We start from the raw sequence: 16,192 nt of genomic DNA on the forward strand, positions 1-16,192 counted from the left end.
GCTTTATCCCAATTGTCCTGCTGAATATAGACCTTTGCCGACGTTACTTCTTTGGTCTGGCAGGCCACGAAAAGGATGCCGATGATCATCAAGACGGCGCCCAAGCGCACAAATGTTCTCATTGCAAAAATCTCCTTTATAAAGTTGATTGGCTGACTAGAAATTTACAGTTAAAATGCGACTTTATCAAGTATTATTTTAGCCATTCCAATAATTTGGATTCATCGGGGAATTTGATGACGCCCTTTTCGGATACGATGGCGGAAATAAGCTGATGCGGCGTTACATCAAAAGCCGGATTCAGTACCGGTACGTCTTCGGGGGCGATCCATTTATCGCCGATCTTTCGGATTTCATCCCCGCTTCGCTCTTCGATGACAATCTCATCGCCGGTTGCCGTTTCCTTATCGAATGTAGACAGCGGTGCCGCCACCAGAAAGGGAATTTTATGTTCTTTTGCCAAAACCGCAAGTCCGTAGGTCCCGATCTTGTTGGCGACGTCACCGTTTCTGGCTATGCGGTCCGCGCCGACGATGACCACGTCGATCAAGCCCTTTTTCATGACGTAAGCGGCCATATTGTCGGTAATCAGCGTGACCGGAATCCCGTCCTCCATCAGCTCGAAGGTGGTCAGCCGGGCGCCCTGAAGCAGCGGCCGAGTCTCATCGACATACACCTGCACCTTGCGGCCGCTTTCAACGGCCGACCGTACGATACCCAGAGCCGTGCCGTAGCCGCCGGTGGCTAAAAAGCCGGTATTGCAGTGGGTAAGGACACCCGCTCTTACAGGAAGCAATGAAGCGCCATGTTTACCGATTAATTTGCATCGCTGCACGTCATCGTCTAAAATGCGCTGGGCTTCGGCCAAAAGGGCCTGTTTGATCTCCCGTAAAGGGCGATTCAAATGCCTGGTCAAAACGCTTCGCATCTGAGCCAATGCCCACGTGAGATTTTTAGCCGTCGGTCGCGAAGCCGCCAACTCGTCCATGGCGCGATTAATGCGCATTAAAAATGTCGGTCGATCCGCTTCGTCTGCCCGCCAGATCGACAATACGACGCCGAATGCCGCGGCTATTCCGATTGCCGGCGCACCTCGAACCGCCAGGCTGCGGATGGCGTCGATTACGCCGTAATAATCGGAAATCTCCAAAATGACCAGCTCTTCAGGAAGTCTGGTCTGATCCAGTATGCGAACCTTGCCGTCATGCCAAGAGACTGCCTTTAACTCATCCATCGCCGACCTGTTTTTTCCGTTCGCTCAATGCAAATATTTTTCCACCACATCCGCTGTGCGACGAGCTGCACCCAAGCGTTCACGGACGAAAGCCCTTACCCGTTCTCCACGTTCTCTGCATTCTTGCGGATTTTCGAAAAAAAGCGCCAATAAGCGCCGAAAATCATCAGCGGATTCGAAAGGATAACCCAAGCCTTTAGCAGTCATCTCCTTAGCTTCAGGAGAATTGAGGTGACGAGGACCGTAACACACAACGCATCCATGGGCGGCAGGTTCCAATACACTGTGAACTCCGGGTCCAAAAGACCCTCCCACCACTGCTGCCGCACCCAAAGCGTAGAGATTTGCCAAAATGCCGATGCGATCAATCAGCAACACTCGAAATTGTTCGCCCCTCCCTTGTTCAAAATCGGCAAGTCTTGTACAAGTAATGCCCTCGGCCGAAAATCGATTTTCGAGATCCTGCAAATGTTCCTTATCAATTTCATGCGGAGCCAAAATGAGTTTAAAATCGGGCTGTATCCGAATCCGCTCAATGAGCGGCTCTAAAATAACGGCCTCATCCGACGGCCAGGTGCTGCCGGCAACGCAGGTCGCGGAGCGCAAAAAACAACCGCAGTCAAGCAAAAATTGGATAGGGCTTATTTCCGTTGACCGCTGATGAACTCGGTCGTAACGGGTATCGCCGCAGACATAAATTTCTGCATGCGGTGAAACAAGCTTGAATCGTTCTCGGTTCGGTTCCGAAACAACACAAACAGCCGTAAAGGAATCCATGAGCAGACGATGAGCGCATTTGTACCTCCGAATGGATGCATGGCGTTTATCGGAAATACTGCCGTTGATCAGCAGGGAGGGGATGCCTCGTCGCCGTAATCGCCATTGGATATTCGGCCAGACGTCATGACGGACGATGATATGCACCGCGGGCTTGATGAGATCGATAAACTTGGCGGATGTAAAAAAGCCGTCCAAGGGGAGATAGGTAAAGATAACGCGCGGATGGCGCCAGGAAAGATGATCATAGACCGACGGCGAGAACAAACTGACGATGATCCAATCGTTTGGAAAGCGGTCGGCCAGTTCGGTGATAAGAGGAATGCTTTGTTCGAACTCTCCCATCGAGGAGGCATGCAGCCACAGACGTCTTGCCTGTGCGGGAACAGACTTTAGCTCTCGGCGCAGATTCCTAAACAGCCGCCTTCTGCCCCATAACGTCCGTCGAATCTTGGCATGAAAAAATCCCGCTGCCGCAACCATGGGCAGCAGCGGGATTCTGACAATATTATAAAAAATGATGAAAAGTGAGAGCATGCCTGAGGTTGAGAATTAGGGCTGCGCGTTGAAAATTTTTAACGATGAGTAATCCTTGCCGATAATAAGCCGCGCATCGACCTGATCTTTGCCCGACTCCTTGACTTGAAAGACATATTCTTTGTCGATGCCTATCTCTTTGCGAAGCCGCTCGATGGCCGCCTTATTGGTTCCTTTGAGATCGATTAACGTGGTATGCTCATAATTCCAATGGTCTGCGTTGCCTGTTCCAATAACCTGATAAGGTTTTCCCGCTAAATTCGTCTCGACACGTTTGGCGATCCCGGCAACACCGCAGCCGTTCTGAATTTCCAAAGTCAATACGCTTTGATCCCCTTTAATCGAGGAGGGAGGAATGCTGCCGATCTGGGCTTTTTGGAAAATGCTCTTTGCAGACGAAAAAATCAGCACAAGATTGACGGCTACCAACAGATAGATGAAAATCAGTGACGGCCGAATCGGCCATGTAACGGAAGGCGTTTTGGAGCTGCTTGTCCGCCTTCGCCTGCTGCTTGTCAACTTGCGATTCAAGATCTCACCTGCCTATTCGTTATAATTCATAAAGGGGTAGCCGACGGCGCTGCGAAAGCCGGTGATGACGGGATACCGGTGAAAATCGAGTTGCAGCACGGTGTTGGCTGACGGCTGCCAGCGCAGTTGAGCGCCGGAAAGAAACAGGCCGTTATTTAGAATCGGCGCAGCACCCGGAATAGCCAAAGGCTGATGCGCCATACCGACCTGCACGGCAACGCTTAAAGGCTCGGAAAACTGATAACGCAAGGTATTCAGATAAAGTCCCTGCGTAAAGCCTCGGTTACCCACAGCCGCATAACTAAGAGTATAGCTTTGCGTCATAGAAAAACGTGATGGATCCAAGCCCAGCATATCCAACAGACCGGCGGTTCGCATCCCGGTACCAAAGTTGCGCGCTCCAATCTGCCCCTTGAATTGCGCAAAAGCGGTTAATGGAAAAATCAATGATAAAACTATGACGATTCGTTTCATATCGGCAAACCTCTCTTTTCTCGTCCTCATTACCTAACGCGTAAACCTGCTTAAAAATGCCCGGAAAAGGTAAAACGGTTAAGAGAGCCCAAAGCTCCCAGAGAGGTAAACGAATAATCAAATGCGTATTTTTGCCAAATAAAGCCCAAGCCCACCGCGGCTCCGGCCAAAGTATCCTTGGAAGAATCGACGGCCATTTCTGCGCCGTAACGGTCATAGCCGAAGCGCAGGAAAAGCGACGGCGTCAACGTAAATTCGCCGCCGAGCGCGAAAAGCCATCGGCTGTCGTTATATTTATAAAAGTTGACTGCATACAATAGAGGCAAGTGCGCCAGCCGTTTCGAAAAACCGGCGCGAACCTGCAGCGGGAGCGGATATTTCTCTGTAAGAAATGCCGTCAGCTGCGTTCCGAGGTTAAAGATGCCTACTCCCAAAGTGAGATCGTGTTTTGGAATACGAAAAGAGGCCGCAATGTCCACCGCGGCTGCGGAAGCGGTGTAAGCGTCGATTGCAGAATGGATGTATTTGATCGTTGCACCCGCGCGGAGGTTTTCGACCGGCGACAGCGCATAAGCTCCTCCCAAGACAAAGCTGTTCGCTGAAAACTCGCCGAGCTCCTGACCGGATGCATCCGTGCGCTTAAAGGCGCCGTAATTGCGATAAAGGATATAACCGCCCGCGCTGCCGATACCGAGGCGCGGATGGACATAGCCGATAAATCCGGAGCTCAAGTCGAGCAGATCGTCCTGGTAGGAAAGTGCAGCCGTGCGATTCTCAACAGCGGCGATTTCCGCGGGATTGTAATAAAGGGCATGAAGATCGGCAGGTACGGCGACAAACGCGCCCCCCATTCCCGCAGCCCGCGCGCTTACCTGCATTTTGAGGAATTGAAAGCCGGACGTTCCGGCTGAGGATTCTGCGAAAAGTGAAGAAGCTGCTGCCGTGAAGAAAAGCAGAAAACGCCCGGTTTTCATGCAAATGCCCGATTTTACTGAAGTGAGAGCCACCTGTCGGAATCGAACCGACGACCTGCTCATTACGAGTGAGCCGCTCTACCGACTGAGCCAAGGTGGCTTATATACTGTAAAAATTTAAGCCGTTTTTAGAAATAAATCAAGGGAAATATCATCTTGCGTTGCCTATTCGCCTGCATGACCTGAAAATATAGGCTGTTAATTCGGAATCAGGAAACCAAAGCAAACCGACATCAATAAACTGCAATAACCGGCAAAAAAAACGCCCCGCCGGTTAAGGGACGGGGCGATCAAAATGAACAGGACTTAGCGTCGATAGCCGCCTGAGCGATTACCGGAACGGTAACTGCTGCCGCCGTATCCGCCGCTCTGTCGACCGCCGCGATTATCTTCGCGACGCGGCCGTGCCTCATTAACGACGATGGCTCGTCCTTTTACTTCCTTCCCGTTCAGCTCCTCAATGGCCTTTTTACCTTCCTCAACCGACTCCATTTCGACAAAACCGAAACCGCGGGATTCGCCGCTGCTTTGATCACGAATAACTTTTGCCGATTTGACCGTCCCGATTGCGCCGAACAATTTTTCGAGGTCTGTCTGAACGACATCATAAGACAGATTACCTACGTAAAGATTCATGGAAAACTCCTTTATAATGTTTTGATCTTTTGCCTTTTTTGCGGAATTCTTCCGCCGGTCTTGACTTTTGAGTTAGTGAACATGTCCGTGCGCAATTTCTTCGGGGGTAGCGGGACGAATGTCCATAATTTCGACTTGAAAATGCAGCTCTTCGCCGGCAAGAGGATGGTTAAAATCGATGACTACCGTATCGTCGTCGATTTCGGCGATGCGGCCTTCGACCACATGACCGTCATCTGTCTCGAATTCCAAAACCTCGCCTTCTTCCAACTGATCCGCATCCGTAAATGCGCTGCGCTCCCATTCCTGTACCAACTCGTCGTCGTACTCGCCGTACGCCTCGACGGCGGGAACGATAATGGATTTTTTCTCGCCCACCTGCATGCCGAGCATCTGGTTTTCCAACCCGGCAATGATCTGATCGGCCCCGCACAAAAACTGCAGCGGCGGACGGCCTTCTGAGGTGTCCAAGAGATTTCCCTCGCTGTCGGTGAGAGAGTAATGCATCGAAACCACCATATGCTTTTCAATCTGCATAGGTCGTCAACTCCTATAATTGGTTCATGTTGTTGTTACGGGGAATATCTCAGGGACCAGAACGAAAGGCGTCAAAAGAACGGGATCAGTCAAAGTCTCAGAGAAAACTCCTCCTTCAATGACAATATATCAATCTATGCGGTCATTCGCAAGCATTATCTTGCCCGCAGTGCATCAAAAAATTTTTCTTCCCTTTATTATCCGAACGACCGCTTCTGCTGCAAGAATTAAAATGAGCCATAAGGGGATCCATTTTATCGAATCTTCCGGCCAAAACAAGCCCCATTCAAAAGATTTCCACGAAAAAGGGAAAAACCAAAAATAGCCGCTGCCGATATGGCGTTGAAGCATATCCAAAATGAAATGACAAAGAACACCGGCGGCGGTAAACTTGATCACCAAAGCCCGCTCGCCTTTCTCAAAAAATTCGGCCAAAAGCAGAATGAAAACGATCATGAAAACAGGCGTATGTACGGCAAGGGTATAGGGCATAAGGCGGGGAAACAAAATATGGATCGGCCGTCCAAGCAAATCCGGCAACAGCACGCCTATAAGTAAAAAAAGACGATAGCGTTTAAAGTGCCGCAATTTGCAGAAAGGATAAACGGAGACGGCATGAGTAATCAAGTCGGGCATTTACGTTCCACAAAGAGAAAGGTCTTGAAAGAAAAGCGATACCGCTTGAAAAAGAGCCACGCTGCGGCAAGCGTCGGCAGAATGGATAGAAAGATTTTGGCGCGGCGTCCTTCCGCGACTCTATATTCCAAGGCTTCGATGCGGTCGGGTGCGGTAAATCGCGCCTTGATGACGACAAACTGCCCGACAGCGTCAGGCGACATCCGGCCCCGTATCGGGATTCGACGATGGAGATAATCGATGACGAAAAAAGAATCGGCAACTGCAGTTACGATGGTTTCGTTGCCGATGACAATGATCGAGCCGTCATACTTTTCCGGATTGTCGAGACATTTTGCGAGCGTAATAAGAGGATTTTTCAAGCCGCTGTAGAGTACCAGTCCGATCAAAAAAATAAAATAAGCGGCAATGCGCAAGGTTCTGCCCGGGTCAACGTTCAACGATGCCCTCAAAAGTTTCCTTGACAATCTGTACAATCCATGGATGCAGCAAACCGTTTGAAGCGATGGTGTTGCCGGTCTCGAGCACCTCTGCGCCGCCTGCAAAATCAGTAATTTCACCGCCGGCTTCGCGAATAATAACCAGGGCTGCGGCGATGTCCCAGCGTTTAAGATTCAGCTCCCAAAAACCGTCGAATCGACCGCAGGCAACGTAGCAAAGATCGAGCGCCGCAGAGCCTGCGCGCCGTATGCCGCTGACCTGCATGAACAAGCGATTAAAAGAGCGCTGATAAACTTCCAAAAGATGCTTGACGCGAAAAGGAAAGCCTGTTGCCAACAGGGCAAATTCCGGATTGCTTACCGACGAAACCTGAATTCGCCGGCCGTTCAACCATGCACCCGCGCCTTTTTCAGCATAAAACAACTCGTCGCGAATGGGGTCCAAAACGACGCCCAAGATCGGCTCGCCGTCCTTCTCGAGGGCGATCGAAACCGAAAAAATCGGCACGCCGTGAATGTAATTGGTTGTTCCGTCAAGGGGATCGACGACCCAGCGGTATCCGCCGATAGTATCACGGTGCATCTCTTCTGCCAAAAAAGAATGTTCGGGGAACGCTTCCCGTAAAATACCAATAATACATTGCTCCGACTCTTTATCGACGCGAGTGACGAAATCGAACTGAGCTTTGCCGCTGATTTCGTTCGGTGCAAGTTTACCCAGATTATCCAGGAGAATCTTGCCGCCGGCGCGGGCCGCCGCTATAGCCGTTTCCTTAAACTTGTTCATCGATTCGTTCCATCTCCTTTGGTCTTTCGGTAAAATAGACGACGGTCACACCGTCACCGCCTTCGTTCCAATTGCCCAAACGGAATTCGACCACCTGCGGATGGGACCGTAAAAAGTCGGCAATGGTCTTGCGCAGCTTGCCGGTGCCTTTGCCGTGGATGACGCTGATCTGCCCGAGGCCGCGCACCAACGCTTCGTCGATAAACTTGGCCGTCTGCTCCACAGCCTCTTCCCCGCTCAGGCCGCGCAAATCGATCTCCGGCTTGAACGGCTTTTCCTCGTAAACGAAGACGCGCGTCGGTTGTGCGGTAATCGATCTGCTTTTTCCTTTGACCAACTCGTTCAAAGGCAGCGTCGCCTTGACGCCGCCGTCAAACTGCACAATGACGCGGTTCTTTTTATCGGGCGCCGAAATAATGCGGCCCGAAGCCCCTGTCTGCTTCCATATCACCAGGCTGCCCTCGGCAAGCGGCTCAGCGGGCGCAGCCTCGACCATTTCCGCAGGCTGCGTCTCTTCCTTGATCTTTCTCACCCGTTCGAGCTGCTCCTTCATTTTTGCGCGCACAGCCTGAACCGTCTGCTTTTCGGCCTGAGATTCACGGATTTCACGTATGGTTTGCTCAACCAACCGATTGGCATCCGTCAATATGGCTTCCGCCTCTTCGGCAGCGCGGCGTTTTACAGCTTTGAGCTCCCTCTCCAGATTCTTGTTCTTTTCTTCATAAAGCTTCAGCAGGCCGCGATACTCGGTCTCCCGCAGATCAGCCTCCCTAACCAGCTTTTTATATTGCTGAACTTTTTGATCCAGTTCGAGAATCAGTTCTTCGAGCCGACTTTTTTGCGCGCCTACGAGGCTTCGGGCTCGCTCGATGAGGTCGTTCGGCACGCCGTAACGTTTGGCGATCTCAAAGGCGTAACTCGACCCGGGAATGCCGCTGCGAAAATGAAAGGTCGGCTGCAGCGTTTCGGCATCGAACTCCATCGATGCGTTGAGCGCATAGGGTGCCTGATGCCCGAAGGCTTTGAGGGCGCCGTAATGAGTCGTAACGACTGCCAAACAACGGTTTTCGGCAAACTTTTCCAGAAAGGCCGTAGCCAGAGCCGCCCCTTCCTCGGGATCGGTACCGACGCCTATTTCGTCGACAAGCAGCAGGCTCTTCGGTTTGGCCTGAGCAAGCTCGTTCAGCTTCTGCACGTGGGACGAAAAAGTCGACAAATCGTTTTCCAGGGATTGCTCGTCGCCGATGGCGGCGCGAATCTCACCAAACTCGCCGATGCAGGAAGTCTGTGCAGCGGGAATGTGAAAGCCGCACAGGGTCATCAGGGCGAGGAGGCCGATCGTCTTTAAGGCTACGGTTTTGCCGCCGGCGTTCGGACCGCTGATGATGAGGATTCTGCGTTCTTCATCCAAATCAACATCCAAGGGAACGATTTGGTTAATTCCCAGCCTCAACAGCAGCAGAGGATGACGCGCCTTACGGAGGCGAATCATCGGTTCTTCGCAAAGCTCCGGCGCGCAGCCGCCGATTTTCTGTGAAAAAACCGCCTTGGCATGGATAAAGTCGAGCTCTGAAAAGGCAGCAAGACTTTCCTCGAGGTTCGGCAGGTGTCGGCGGATCTCATCGGTCAAAGCCCGCAGCACTTTTTCGATCTCGCGTTCTTCTTCGGCATAGAGTTCGCGAATGCGGTTATTGTCCTCCACCACCTCAAGCGGCTCGATAAAAAAGCTTGCACCGGTCGAAGAGCGATCGTGAACCAAGCCTTTGACCTTGCGGCGATGCTCTTCTTTCACCACCAGGACCAATCTGCCGTTGCGGACGGCAATAATGTTTTCCTGCAGAACTCCTTCTGCGGCAAGTCGGCGCAGCTGCTCCTCCATTTTGCGATGGGCGGCGGCTTCAGCCTGACGAATCGCCCTGCGCACCGCCGTCAAAGCCGGTGAGGCTTGATCCCGAACCTCCAATGTCGCCGGATCCAAGCAGCGGATGATTTCATCCTCCAATGCTTTTATTGGACGCAACCGCGAGACGATTTCGCGCAGGGCATCCAAACCGGAGTCGAGTTCATGAAAATAGTCGGCTAAACGGCGAACAAGAAAGAGCAGGCGATGGATGTCCAGGCATTCGTGCAGAGACAGCAGGCTGCCGCGAATTTGCGCCTTTTTGAGCAACGGCCGTACATCCGTCAGCGTTTCAAAGGGCGGCGGCTGGTAAAAGTCGAGCAGGCGGCGCATTTCGGTAACGCGCGTCAGCTCGAGCGACCGCTGGGGTAAGGACAACGGCTCGACCGCAGCAAGCAGCTCTTCGGCTGGAACCGAGTAAAGCAGCGATTTGACCTTAGCCAGAATAGAGTCGAATTCGATGGTATGGTAAAGACCGTAAAATGCGGATAATTCTGCAGAACTCATGGAGTGAGATCGACTTTGCGGATGGCATCTCGACTGTTGGTCAACTGCTTCATAGCCTCATCGAGACTTGGGACGTACCGGACAACTCCTTTGACAACCTTACGTGAGAACTCTTTGGCATAAGGGTAGAGTCTGGAACCCTGAGCCATGGCGTTCATTTTGGGCTGCATGGGAGAAAGGTAGACGGCAAGAAAAAAGACGCTCAGAAAGAACAAGCCGCGAAACATGCCGGCAATAACAGCGACGGTATTGAACAGCAGACCGCCTTTGGGTTTGCCGTTCTCGGTTGCAGCGAGAGCCGTCATGGTGATCACCAATCGCAGAAAGACAACCAGAAAGAGAAAGGAAAAATAGTTGCTGATGGTCGAGAAGGCGTTCTTGCGGATGATGCTTTCCAAGGCTTCGGCAAAGCGGTCATTCAGAACGAATGCCAGAAGAAAAGTCATAAACCAACCGGTCACACCGAGCAATTCACCCCGTAATCCGGTTGCATAACTGCGCATGGCAAAGGTAAAAACCACAAGAAGAATTAGGATGTCGATCACCATAGTCGACCTTTCCCAAGGGTGCCCCCAAAAAACAAAGTGAACAAAGCGGGTTAGCCGCTTTGTTCACACCGGATTATTTCATGAGGTTGATTAAATGCTCAGCCTTTCGCGGACAAGGGCATTGACCTCGCGACCGTCTGCCCGACCCTTGACCTGCTGCATGACGATGGGCATTACCTTTCCGAGATCGTGGACGGTTTTGGCGCCGCTTTGCGCGATTGCTGCATCGATAATGTTGAGCAGCTCTTCGCGCGAAAGCTGTTTCGGCAGATAGGAACGAATGAGGGCCAACTCCTGCTCTTCCTTTTGCGCCAGGTCTTCTCTTCCTGCCTGTCGATAGGCATCGATAGACTCTTGGCGCTTTTTGGCGGCAGCGGCAAGGACGGCGATCTCTTCCTCCGCCGTTAGATCGCGCCGCTTGTCGATCGCCTCGTTCTTGAGCGCGCCGCGCAGCAGGCGTATGGCCGAAAGCCGATCCTTATCACCGGCTTTCATAGCGGCCTTCATGTCTTCCGTCAACTGATCGAAAAGGCTCATGGTTGCCTCACACTATCGGAACAGATCAGCGCTCCATCATCATCAGCTTGCGCATTTTTCGTCGGGCAGCGTTCAGCTTGCGTCGACGCGCCTCGCTGGGCTTTTCATACTGCTGGTGCTTTTTAATGTCCGACATCAAACCGGACTTTTCGCACGCTTTGGTGAATCGACGCAATGCTTTTTCAAAGGACTCGCCTTCGCGAACACGTACAGCAGGCATTCAGTCTTCAACCTCCTTTCTCTCATTATTTTTATGCACTAAAATTTAATCATTTATGACCAGATACGCAAGCATTTTCATGAAACTCATCCGGGCGGCCAACGGAAAATTCGGCCCCCAAGCAGATGCAGATGCAAATGATAGACCGACTGACCGCCGTCATGATTGCAGTTCATCACCAGGCGGTATCCGCGCCGGTCGAATCCTTCACGATTCGCCAGATCGCGCGCCAAAAGAACCATTTTGCCGGCCAGTTCAGCATCCTCCGGCCGCAAGTCATTGACGCTTTCAATATGCCGCTTGGGAATAATAAGAATATGCTTCGGGGCCTGCGGCGCAATATCCCGAAAAGCCAGCAGCTGCTCATCCTCAAAGACGATATCCGCCGGCAACTGACGGGATATGATGCGACAAAAAATACAGCTCATCTGTTCCTCGTTCGACTTTTTATCCGTTTTCTTCCGCAATTGCCAAAAGCCTGATGACTGCAGCCAATGCCGCCGTTTCGCTGCGCAAACGGCGTGGGCCGAGCGAAATGACTTCGGCGCCGCCTTTCACCGCCGTTTCGATCTCCTCATCCGTAAAACCGCCTTCCGGACCGATCAAGACGGCCGCTTCTTCGGCACGGCGCAGCGCTGCAGCGAACTCGTGTATCGGCGTATCGGCCTCTTCGTGCGCAATGAACGCCGGATTCGGCAGCCGAAGGCAGAATTCGGCAAACGGGACCGGTTCACGCACCTCAGGCAGAACGGAGCGTCCGCACTGTTTCATAGCGCTGAGCGCCTTTTGCCGCCATCGGCGCAGCCGGCTTTGCGGCTCGATGATCGTCCGCTGCGTGATGAGCGGCTGAAAAACCGCCACACCCAATTCGGTCCCCTTTTCCACCACCCAGTCAAAAGATTCTCCTTTGGGCGGCGCAGCGGCAAGCGTAAGACGCATGCGCGGCTCGCCGACGCCGACCTCATGCTTGAGTATCTCGACACATACGCGCATCGGCTCGACAGATTCGATCCGGCCTTCATACAGGTTGCCGCAGCCGTCGGCGGCGAAGAGCGTCTCGCCGACGCGTTTACGCAAAACCCGTAAAGCGTGATGTGCTTCTTCGTTCTCAAGGTAAAAATACCGATCGCTCACGGCGGCCGGTCTTACGAAAAATTGAACAAAGTCCGTGCGCTTCAAAAAGACACCTGCAGGTCGATGATCCATTGTTTGCCGGCCCGAATGCCGAAAGCATACTCGATGCGCAGCAGCTCGACATAAGGAAGGTGGACGTGAAGACCGGCGCCGTAACCGGCCAGGCCGCTGCTTGCATTAAACGCCGGTCGGTTCCACCAAACCTCGCCGGCGTCGAAGAAAAAGGCGCCGCTGAGTCCGAAGGGCAGATCGCGCTGATATTTGCCCAAATCGATGCCGGTGCCGCTCAAGTCGAGATACCGAATCGGCAGGATGGGAAAACGAAACTCGGAACTAAACAAAGCGAGGTTCTCCCCTTCCCGTGCTTCGAAAAACCGACCGCGTACTCGTTCAAGATATCCCAGGTAACGCCGTTTAAAGACGGGCACCTCACCGGCTGAAAGCTCGAGGTCCAAACGCAGAGCCAATGACAAAGCCGAGGTAAGCTTGAAATAGCTGCGGCAGTCGGCGCCGTAAAGCAGACAGTTGACCTGCTCCGGCCAATAATATTGCTCTGCGAACAAACGAAAATAATAACCCGAGCGGGGATATTCGTAGAGGTCGCGGCGATCGTATAGAAACGCGGCGCCGATCGAGGGCAGCGACTGGCGCGATGATCCCGAGGGGAGCAGATGTCGTTTATCGGCCGGATAGCCGATTTCTTCGTAGGCGGCTTGAAGATACAAGCTGGTATGATAACCCCACTGCCTGCCGAAAATCAAACCGACGCCGCGATGCGTTTCGTCAAAGCGCTCCATGTTCAGCATCTTGCTGCGTTGTGCGGCGCTTAGAACCTGAATTTTATAAAAAAAATGGCGATCGCCCCCTATCCATGGATTGAGGTAGGCGAACTGGCCCCCCGGATTATAGCCGAACCAGAGCTCGCCGACGGCTTTTTGATTCCATCCGGCGATATTGTTGTGAATGACGCCGAGCCCGTACGACCACTTTTGCCATGAGCGCTCGTTGCGGAAAACGAGCGGATAAGGAAAAAAATGCCAGCGCTCGGCGACGATGATGACGATCGTTACACCCTCATTCGGTGCAGGCGCCGGTACATATTCAACGCGGGTAAAAAGAGCGAGATTTTGGATTCGCTTGCGATCCTCTTCCAGTCGATCGGCGCGATAGATGTCTCCGATACGAGTCTTCATCTCGCGACGAATGACCTCTTCGTGCGTGCGCTCGTTGCCCATGATGACGATGCCGGTGATGATTCTGCCTTCCAACGAACGCTCTTCCGAAGCAGGAGCCGCACTAAAGGCCAAGCCGGAGGAATTAAATATGAAATATATGACAATTCCCAAAAGAAAAGCGCAAAAAGTCTTTATGCGGAGCACAAACACTGCCTATCCGTTCGAGTGCAGAAATTTGACCAATTCAACCGTTGTGCCTTTTTCGGAAAAAGAGTAACGAACCTGGTCCATCAGTGCTTTGACGATAAAAATGCCCCTGCCGCTTTCTTTAAGAATGTTTTCCGGTTGCAGCGGATCGGCGATGCTTGCCGGATCAAAACCGCCGCCGACATCCTGAATGCGAATCTCAATGCGATCCTGCAGCCTGCTGAACTCAAGATAGACCTTTTTGCTTTGATCGTTCTTATTGCCGTGCTGGATGGCGTTATTGACCACTTCGGTCACTGCAATGCCGATGTTTTCAATTTCATCCTGAGACAGTCCGGCGGCGCGCAGAAAATTCTCCAGCCGCTTTTCGACGTGGTGAATCTCGCACGGATTCGACCGGATGGCCATTTTCAAGACGTCCTGACGGCTCACGGCGTTCTCATTTTACAAACTTTACCTTCCATGCAAACGCAATTTTGCGGCGCACTATTTCCTTTTCGATTTCTACGATCAAAAAAGCCAGCGTACAGACAGGTCGATACTGTTGACATAATACGGTTTTTGCGCCGAGACCTGCACGCGGCTGCGGGCGGCCTCGATTTGCAGGCGAAGGCGTGTGGAAGAATAGTAGCCGATGCTCAAGACCGGACCGCGACTGAGATACGATCCGGCGGGCTCTTTACGGCTGTTGCCGAATGCATCGTTCAGATATCGATGTTCATCGCGCTTAAATACGGCATAACCGGCGCGGCTGCGTAAGAAACCGCGGCTGTACTGCCACGAGAGTTGCAACCACTGCAGGGATCGGGTGCCGACGATGCGCTCGCTCCACTTTTGCCAATAAAGCTGACCATTCTCTTCCAGCTGCAGCCGATAGTCAACGATCAATGCCGAATGCGGCATTAATTGCCAATACAGGCTGTCGCCGAGAGAAAATTTGCGAAAGACAAAACTGCGTGTACTGACAAAACTTTCTTCAAAATCATAATCCACATAGTTGGCAAGAACTTCCAACGATTGGTGAAAGCTGAACTGTTGTGACGGAGAAAATGCCAGACGGGGTTTCATAAAAAGAATGCGGTTCCAGTTATTGTCGGCGCTGCGTTCACCGTAGATATAGACCATGTGGTAAAGGTTCACCCCCGTTGCCCATTCAGCGACCAATTCCGGCGACAATCGATGTACCCAAAGGAGACGGGTATTGATGCGCAGCTCGTCGCGATCGTCATAATTGGAAGTATCCGGCGTATCGTAACGAAACTTGTTGGCCGAAACAAAAAAAGTTAACGAGTCACGCCGGGCGTACCGGCGCAAAAAAGCGCTGAGCACCAATCGCGAGCTGTTGTTGTCCGGTGTAACAAAAGCGATTCGTGAGGAGAAGGGACGGTCGCCGTCAGCGGCCAAATCATAATGTTGCTGCTGAATCAGATGAGATAGACTGATCAGCGCCTGCCAAGGAGAATTTTGCCATTCTACCGCAGCGTCGTTGGCAATTCGTTGATCGAGGCGTCGGCGACGACGCGCCTGTTCCTTTTCCCGAAGCAGCGCCAACTCAACGGTTTTAAACTCCAACTGCGTGTTGTAGGAAAAGCGCGTCCTCTCACTGAGGCGGTAATGCAGCGTATTGCTGCCGCCTTTGACGGTTTCGCGTTGGCTTTCGACGTCCGCAGCCTCGGAAATATAGTTGTCCCTACGCCGGTCCGAGACAATGAGGCTGATCGAATCGGCAACGCCGGGGGCAAAAGTTCTGCCGACCTTGTACAAAGTCGACAAGTTGGCGTTACGCCGCTGCGGGAAGCGATCTTGATCGATCGAAAAGGCCAATCGGTGATCATAGTCGTGCCACCGCAGGGTGTCGCCGCGGACTTCGCCCCCAAACCAGACGCCGCGGTCGTCGTGGCTCAGTCGTTGCTCGCGCTTCGGTCCGAAAGCAAAACGGGCGGCGATTTTCGGTACCGGCTTCCACTGCGCGCCGAGCAGTGCTGAAGCGCTCTCGAGGTCGTTGGCATAGCCGGACTGCTTGTCAAAAAACTGCAGGCTGCCGGCGCGGGCAAAAGCTCTCAACTTTGGGCTAAAGATGTAGGCTGCCTCGAGATGTAAAGTTTGATCATCTTTCCAGCGATTCCCTTCCGAGGTGGTATGGAGAAGAGAAGATTTGTAGGACTCTTGAATAACAAATTGCCATTTGGGAGACAGCATTTGCAGCCAATTCAGATCGGCAGTCCACAAATAAGAATTGAATTCCTGACGAAAGCCGACACCGGCCTGCCGCTCGTAAGATGAAACAGGCGTTTCTTGGGCATGCAAATTGGAGTACAAAACTATCCACAAAAGAGAAATGTGCGCATGCCGCCGCAAAATGGGCTCCTTTAGGGGTCAATCCGGAGTGATGAAAAAGCCA

Annotated in this window: 19 protein-coding genes and 1 tRNA gene; all 20 read right to left on the reverse strand. The window is 52.4% G+C overall.

Features of this window, described 5'->3' with window-relative positions; all coding sequences use genetic code 11:
- Positions 1 to 193: 193 nt before the first annotated feature.
- The gene (gene mtnA, locus ONB24_07470) at positions 194 to 1,234 is read right to left on the reverse strand and encodes an S-methyl-5-thioribose-1-phosphate isomerase (GenBank protein MDZ7315946.1); all 1,041 of its coding nucleotides are present in this window, start codon (positions 1,232 to 1,234) and stop codon (positions 194 to 196) included.
- A 24-nt stretch (positions 1,235 to 1,258) separates the two neighbouring features.
- Positions 1,259 to 2,494, reverse strand: a complete 1,236-nt coding sequence (locus ONB24_07475; GenBank protein ID MDZ7315947.1) for a hypothetical protein — start codon at positions 2,492 to 2,494, stop codon at positions 1,259 to 1,261.
- Positions 2,495 to 2,563: 69 nt separating this feature from the next.
- On the reverse strand, positions 2,564 to 3,079 hold the full coding sequence (locus tag ONB24_07480) for a LytR C-terminal domain-containing protein (GenBank protein MDZ7315948.1): 516 nt from the start codon (positions 3,077 to 3,079) through the stop codon (positions 2,564 to 2,566).
- 12 nt (positions 3,080 to 3,091) lie between these two features.
- Positions 3,092 to 3,553, reverse strand: coding sequence for a hypothetical protein (locus tag ONB24_07485; protein ID MDZ7315949.1), 462 nt, complete (start codon positions 3,551 to 3,553; stop codon positions 3,092 to 3,094).
- Between the two features lie 50 nt (positions 3,554 to 3,603).
- A complete protein-coding gene (locus ONB24_07490) occupies positions 3,604 to 4,527 on the reverse strand; it encodes a PorV/PorQ family protein (protein MDZ7315950.1) in 924 nt (307 codons plus the stop codon).
- Positions 4,528 to 4,554: 27 nt separating this feature from the next.
- Positions 4,555 to 4,627 (reverse strand) — tRNA-Thr (locus tag ONB24_07495).
- A gap of 206 nt (positions 4,628 to 4,833) precedes the next feature.
- Positions 4,834 to 5,163 (reverse strand): RNA-binding protein, encoded by a 330-nt coding sequence (locus ONB24_07500; GenBank protein MDZ7315951.1) that lies wholly within the window; start codon positions 5,161 to 5,163, stop codon positions 4,834 to 4,836.
- A 72-nt stretch (positions 5,164 to 5,235) separates the two neighbouring features.
- Positions 5,236 to 5,700 carry a peptidylprolyl isomerase gene (locus ONB24_07505; protein ID MDZ7315952.1) on the reverse strand — a complete coding sequence of 155 codons (465 nt, stop codon included), beginning with the start codon at positions 5,698 to 5,700 and terminating at the stop codon, positions 5,236 to 5,238.
- A 174-nt stretch (positions 5,701 to 5,874) separates the two neighbouring features.
- Entirely contained in the window at positions 5,875 to 6,336 is a 462-nt protein-coding gene (locus tag ONB24_07510) for a zinc dependent phospholipase C family protein (protein ID MDZ7315953.1), read from the reverse strand.
- On the reverse strand, positions 6,324 to 6,776 hold the full coding sequence (locus tag ONB24_07515) for a hypothetical protein (GenBank protein MDZ7315954.1): 453 nt from the start codon (positions 6,774 to 6,776) through the stop codon (positions 6,324 to 6,326). Before ONB24_07515 ends, ONB24_07510 begins: the two co-directional genes overlap by 13 nt.
- On the reverse strand, positions 6,766 to 7,563 hold the full coding sequence (locus tag ONB24_07520) for an inositol monophosphatase (protein MDZ7315955.1): 798 nt from the start codon (positions 7,561 to 7,563) through the stop codon (positions 6,766 to 6,768). Before ONB24_07520 ends, ONB24_07515 begins: the two co-directional genes overlap by 11 nt.
- Positions 7,550 to 9,970, reverse strand: coding sequence for an endonuclease MutS2 (locus ONB24_07525; GenBank protein MDZ7315956.1), 2,421 nt, complete (start codon positions 9,968 to 9,970; stop codon positions 7,550 to 7,552). The genes ONB24_07520 and ONB24_07525 overlap by 14 nt, the downstream gene beginning before the upstream one ends.
- Positions 9,967 to 10,518, reverse strand: coding sequence for a CvpA family protein (locus tag ONB24_07530; GenBank protein MDZ7315957.1), 552 nt, complete (start codon positions 10,516 to 10,518; stop codon positions 9,967 to 9,969). Before ONB24_07530 ends, ONB24_07525 begins: the two co-directional genes overlap by 4 nt.
- A 90-nt stretch (positions 10,519 to 10,608) precedes the next feature.
- Positions 10,609 to 11,055 carry a GatB/YqeY domain-containing protein gene (locus tag ONB24_07535; protein ID MDZ7315958.1) on the reverse strand — a complete coding sequence of 149 codons (447 nt, stop codon included), beginning with the start codon at positions 11,053 to 11,055 and terminating at the stop codon, positions 10,609 to 10,611.
- A 25-nt stretch (positions 11,056 to 11,080) separates the two neighbouring features.
- Positions 11,081 to 11,275 carry a 30S ribosomal protein S21 gene (gene rpsU, locus ONB24_07540; GenBank protein ID MDZ7315959.1) on the reverse strand — a complete coding sequence of 65 codons (195 nt, stop codon included), beginning with the start codon at positions 11,273 to 11,275 and terminating at the stop codon, positions 11,081 to 11,083.
- Positions 11,276 to 11,361: 86 nt separating this feature from the next.
- On the reverse strand, positions 11,362 to 11,703 hold the full coding sequence (locus tag ONB24_07545; GenBank protein MDZ7315960.1) for a histidine triad nucleotide-binding protein: 342 nt from the start codon (positions 11,701 to 11,703) through the stop codon (positions 11,362 to 11,364).
- 19 nt (positions 11,704 to 11,722) lie between these two features.
- Complete coding sequence (locus tag ONB24_07550; protein MDZ7315961.1) at positions 11,723 to 12,481, reverse strand: 16S rRNA (uracil(1498)-N(3))-methyltransferase; 759 nt, start codon at positions 12,479 to 12,481, stop codon at positions 11,723 to 11,725.
- Entirely contained in the window at positions 12,451 to 13,677 is a 1,227-nt protein-coding gene (locus ONB24_07555; GenBank protein MDZ7315962.1) for a BamA/TamA family outer membrane protein, read from the reverse strand. The genes ONB24_07550 and ONB24_07555 overlap by 31 nt, the downstream gene beginning before the upstream one ends.
- A 120-nt stretch (positions 13,678 to 13,797) precedes the next feature.
- Positions 13,798 to 14,223 (reverse strand): ATP-binding protein, encoded by a 426-nt coding sequence (locus ONB24_07560; protein MDZ7315963.1) that lies wholly within the window; start codon positions 14,221 to 14,223, stop codon positions 13,798 to 13,800.
- A 78-nt stretch (positions 14,224 to 14,301) separates the two neighbouring features.
- The gene (locus ONB24_07565) at positions 14,302 to 16,149 is read right to left on the reverse strand and encodes a hypothetical protein (GenBank protein MDZ7315964.1); all 1,848 of its coding nucleotides are present in this window, start codon (positions 16,147 to 16,149) and stop codon (positions 14,302 to 14,304) included.
- Positions 16,150 to 16,192: the final 43 nt, after the last annotated feature.

It is taken from the genome of candidate division KSB1 bacterium, from assembly GCA_034505495.1.
GTDB lineage: Bacteria > Zhuqueibacterota > Zhuqueibacteria > Residuimicrobiales > Krinioviventaceae > Fontimicrobium_A.

Bases quoted from the DNA above. Each gene is read 5' to 3' on its own strand.
- ONB24_07535 (MDZ7315958.1), bottom strand. From the start codon at position 11,055: ATGAGCCTTTTCGATCAGTTGACGGAAGACATGAAGGCCGCTATGAAA.
- ONB24_07520 (MDZ7315955.1), bottom strand. From the start codon at position 7,563: ATGAACAAGTTTAAGGAAACGGCTATAGCGGCGGCCCGCGCCGGCGGC.
- ONB24_07475 (MDZ7315947.1), bottom strand. From the start codon at position 2,494: ATGGTTGCGGCAGCGGGATTTTTTCATGCCAAGATTCGACGGACGTTA.
- ONB24_07550 (MDZ7315961.1), bottom strand. From the start codon at position 12,481: ATGGATCATCGACCTGCAGGTGTCTTTTTGAAGCGCACGGACTTTGTT.
- ONB24_07490 (MDZ7315950.1), bottom strand. From the start codon at position 4,527: ATGAAAACCGGGCGTTTTCTGCTTTTCTTCACGGCAGCAGCTTCTTCA.
- ONB24_07545 (MDZ7315960.1), bottom strand. From the start codon at position 11,703: ATGAGCTGTATTTTTTGTCGCATCATATCCCGTCAGTTGCCGGCGGAT.
- ONB24_07485 (MDZ7315949.1), bottom strand. From the start codon at position 3,553: ATGAAACGAATCGTCATAGTTTTATCATTGATTTTTCCATTAACCGCT.
- ONB24_07530 (MDZ7315957.1), bottom strand. From the start codon at position 10,518: ATGGTGATCGACATCCTAATTCTTCTTGTGGTTTTTACCTTTGCCATG.
- ONB24_07500 (MDZ7315951.1), bottom strand. From the start codon at position 5,163: ATGAATCTTTACGTAGGTAATCTGTCTTATGATGTCGTTCAGACAGAC.
- ONB24_07505 (MDZ7315952.1), bottom strand. From the start codon at position 5,700: ATGCAGATTGAAAAGCATATGGTGGTTTCGATGCATTACTCTCTCACC.
- mtnA (MDZ7315946.1), bottom strand. From the start codon at position 1,234: ATGGATGAGTTAAAGGCAGTCTCTTGGCATGACGGCAAGGTTCGCATA.
- ONB24_07510 (MDZ7315953.1), bottom strand. From the start codon at position 6,336: ATGCCCGACTTGATTACTCATGCCGTCTCCGTTTATCCTTTCTGCAAA.
- rpsU (MDZ7315959.1), bottom strand. From the start codon at position 11,275: ATGCCTGCTGTACGTGTTCGCGAAGGCGAGTCCTTTGAAAAAGCATTG.
- ONB24_07525 (MDZ7315956.1), bottom strand. From the start codon at position 9,970: ATGAGTTCTGCAGAATTATCCGCATTTTACGGTCTTTACCATACCATC.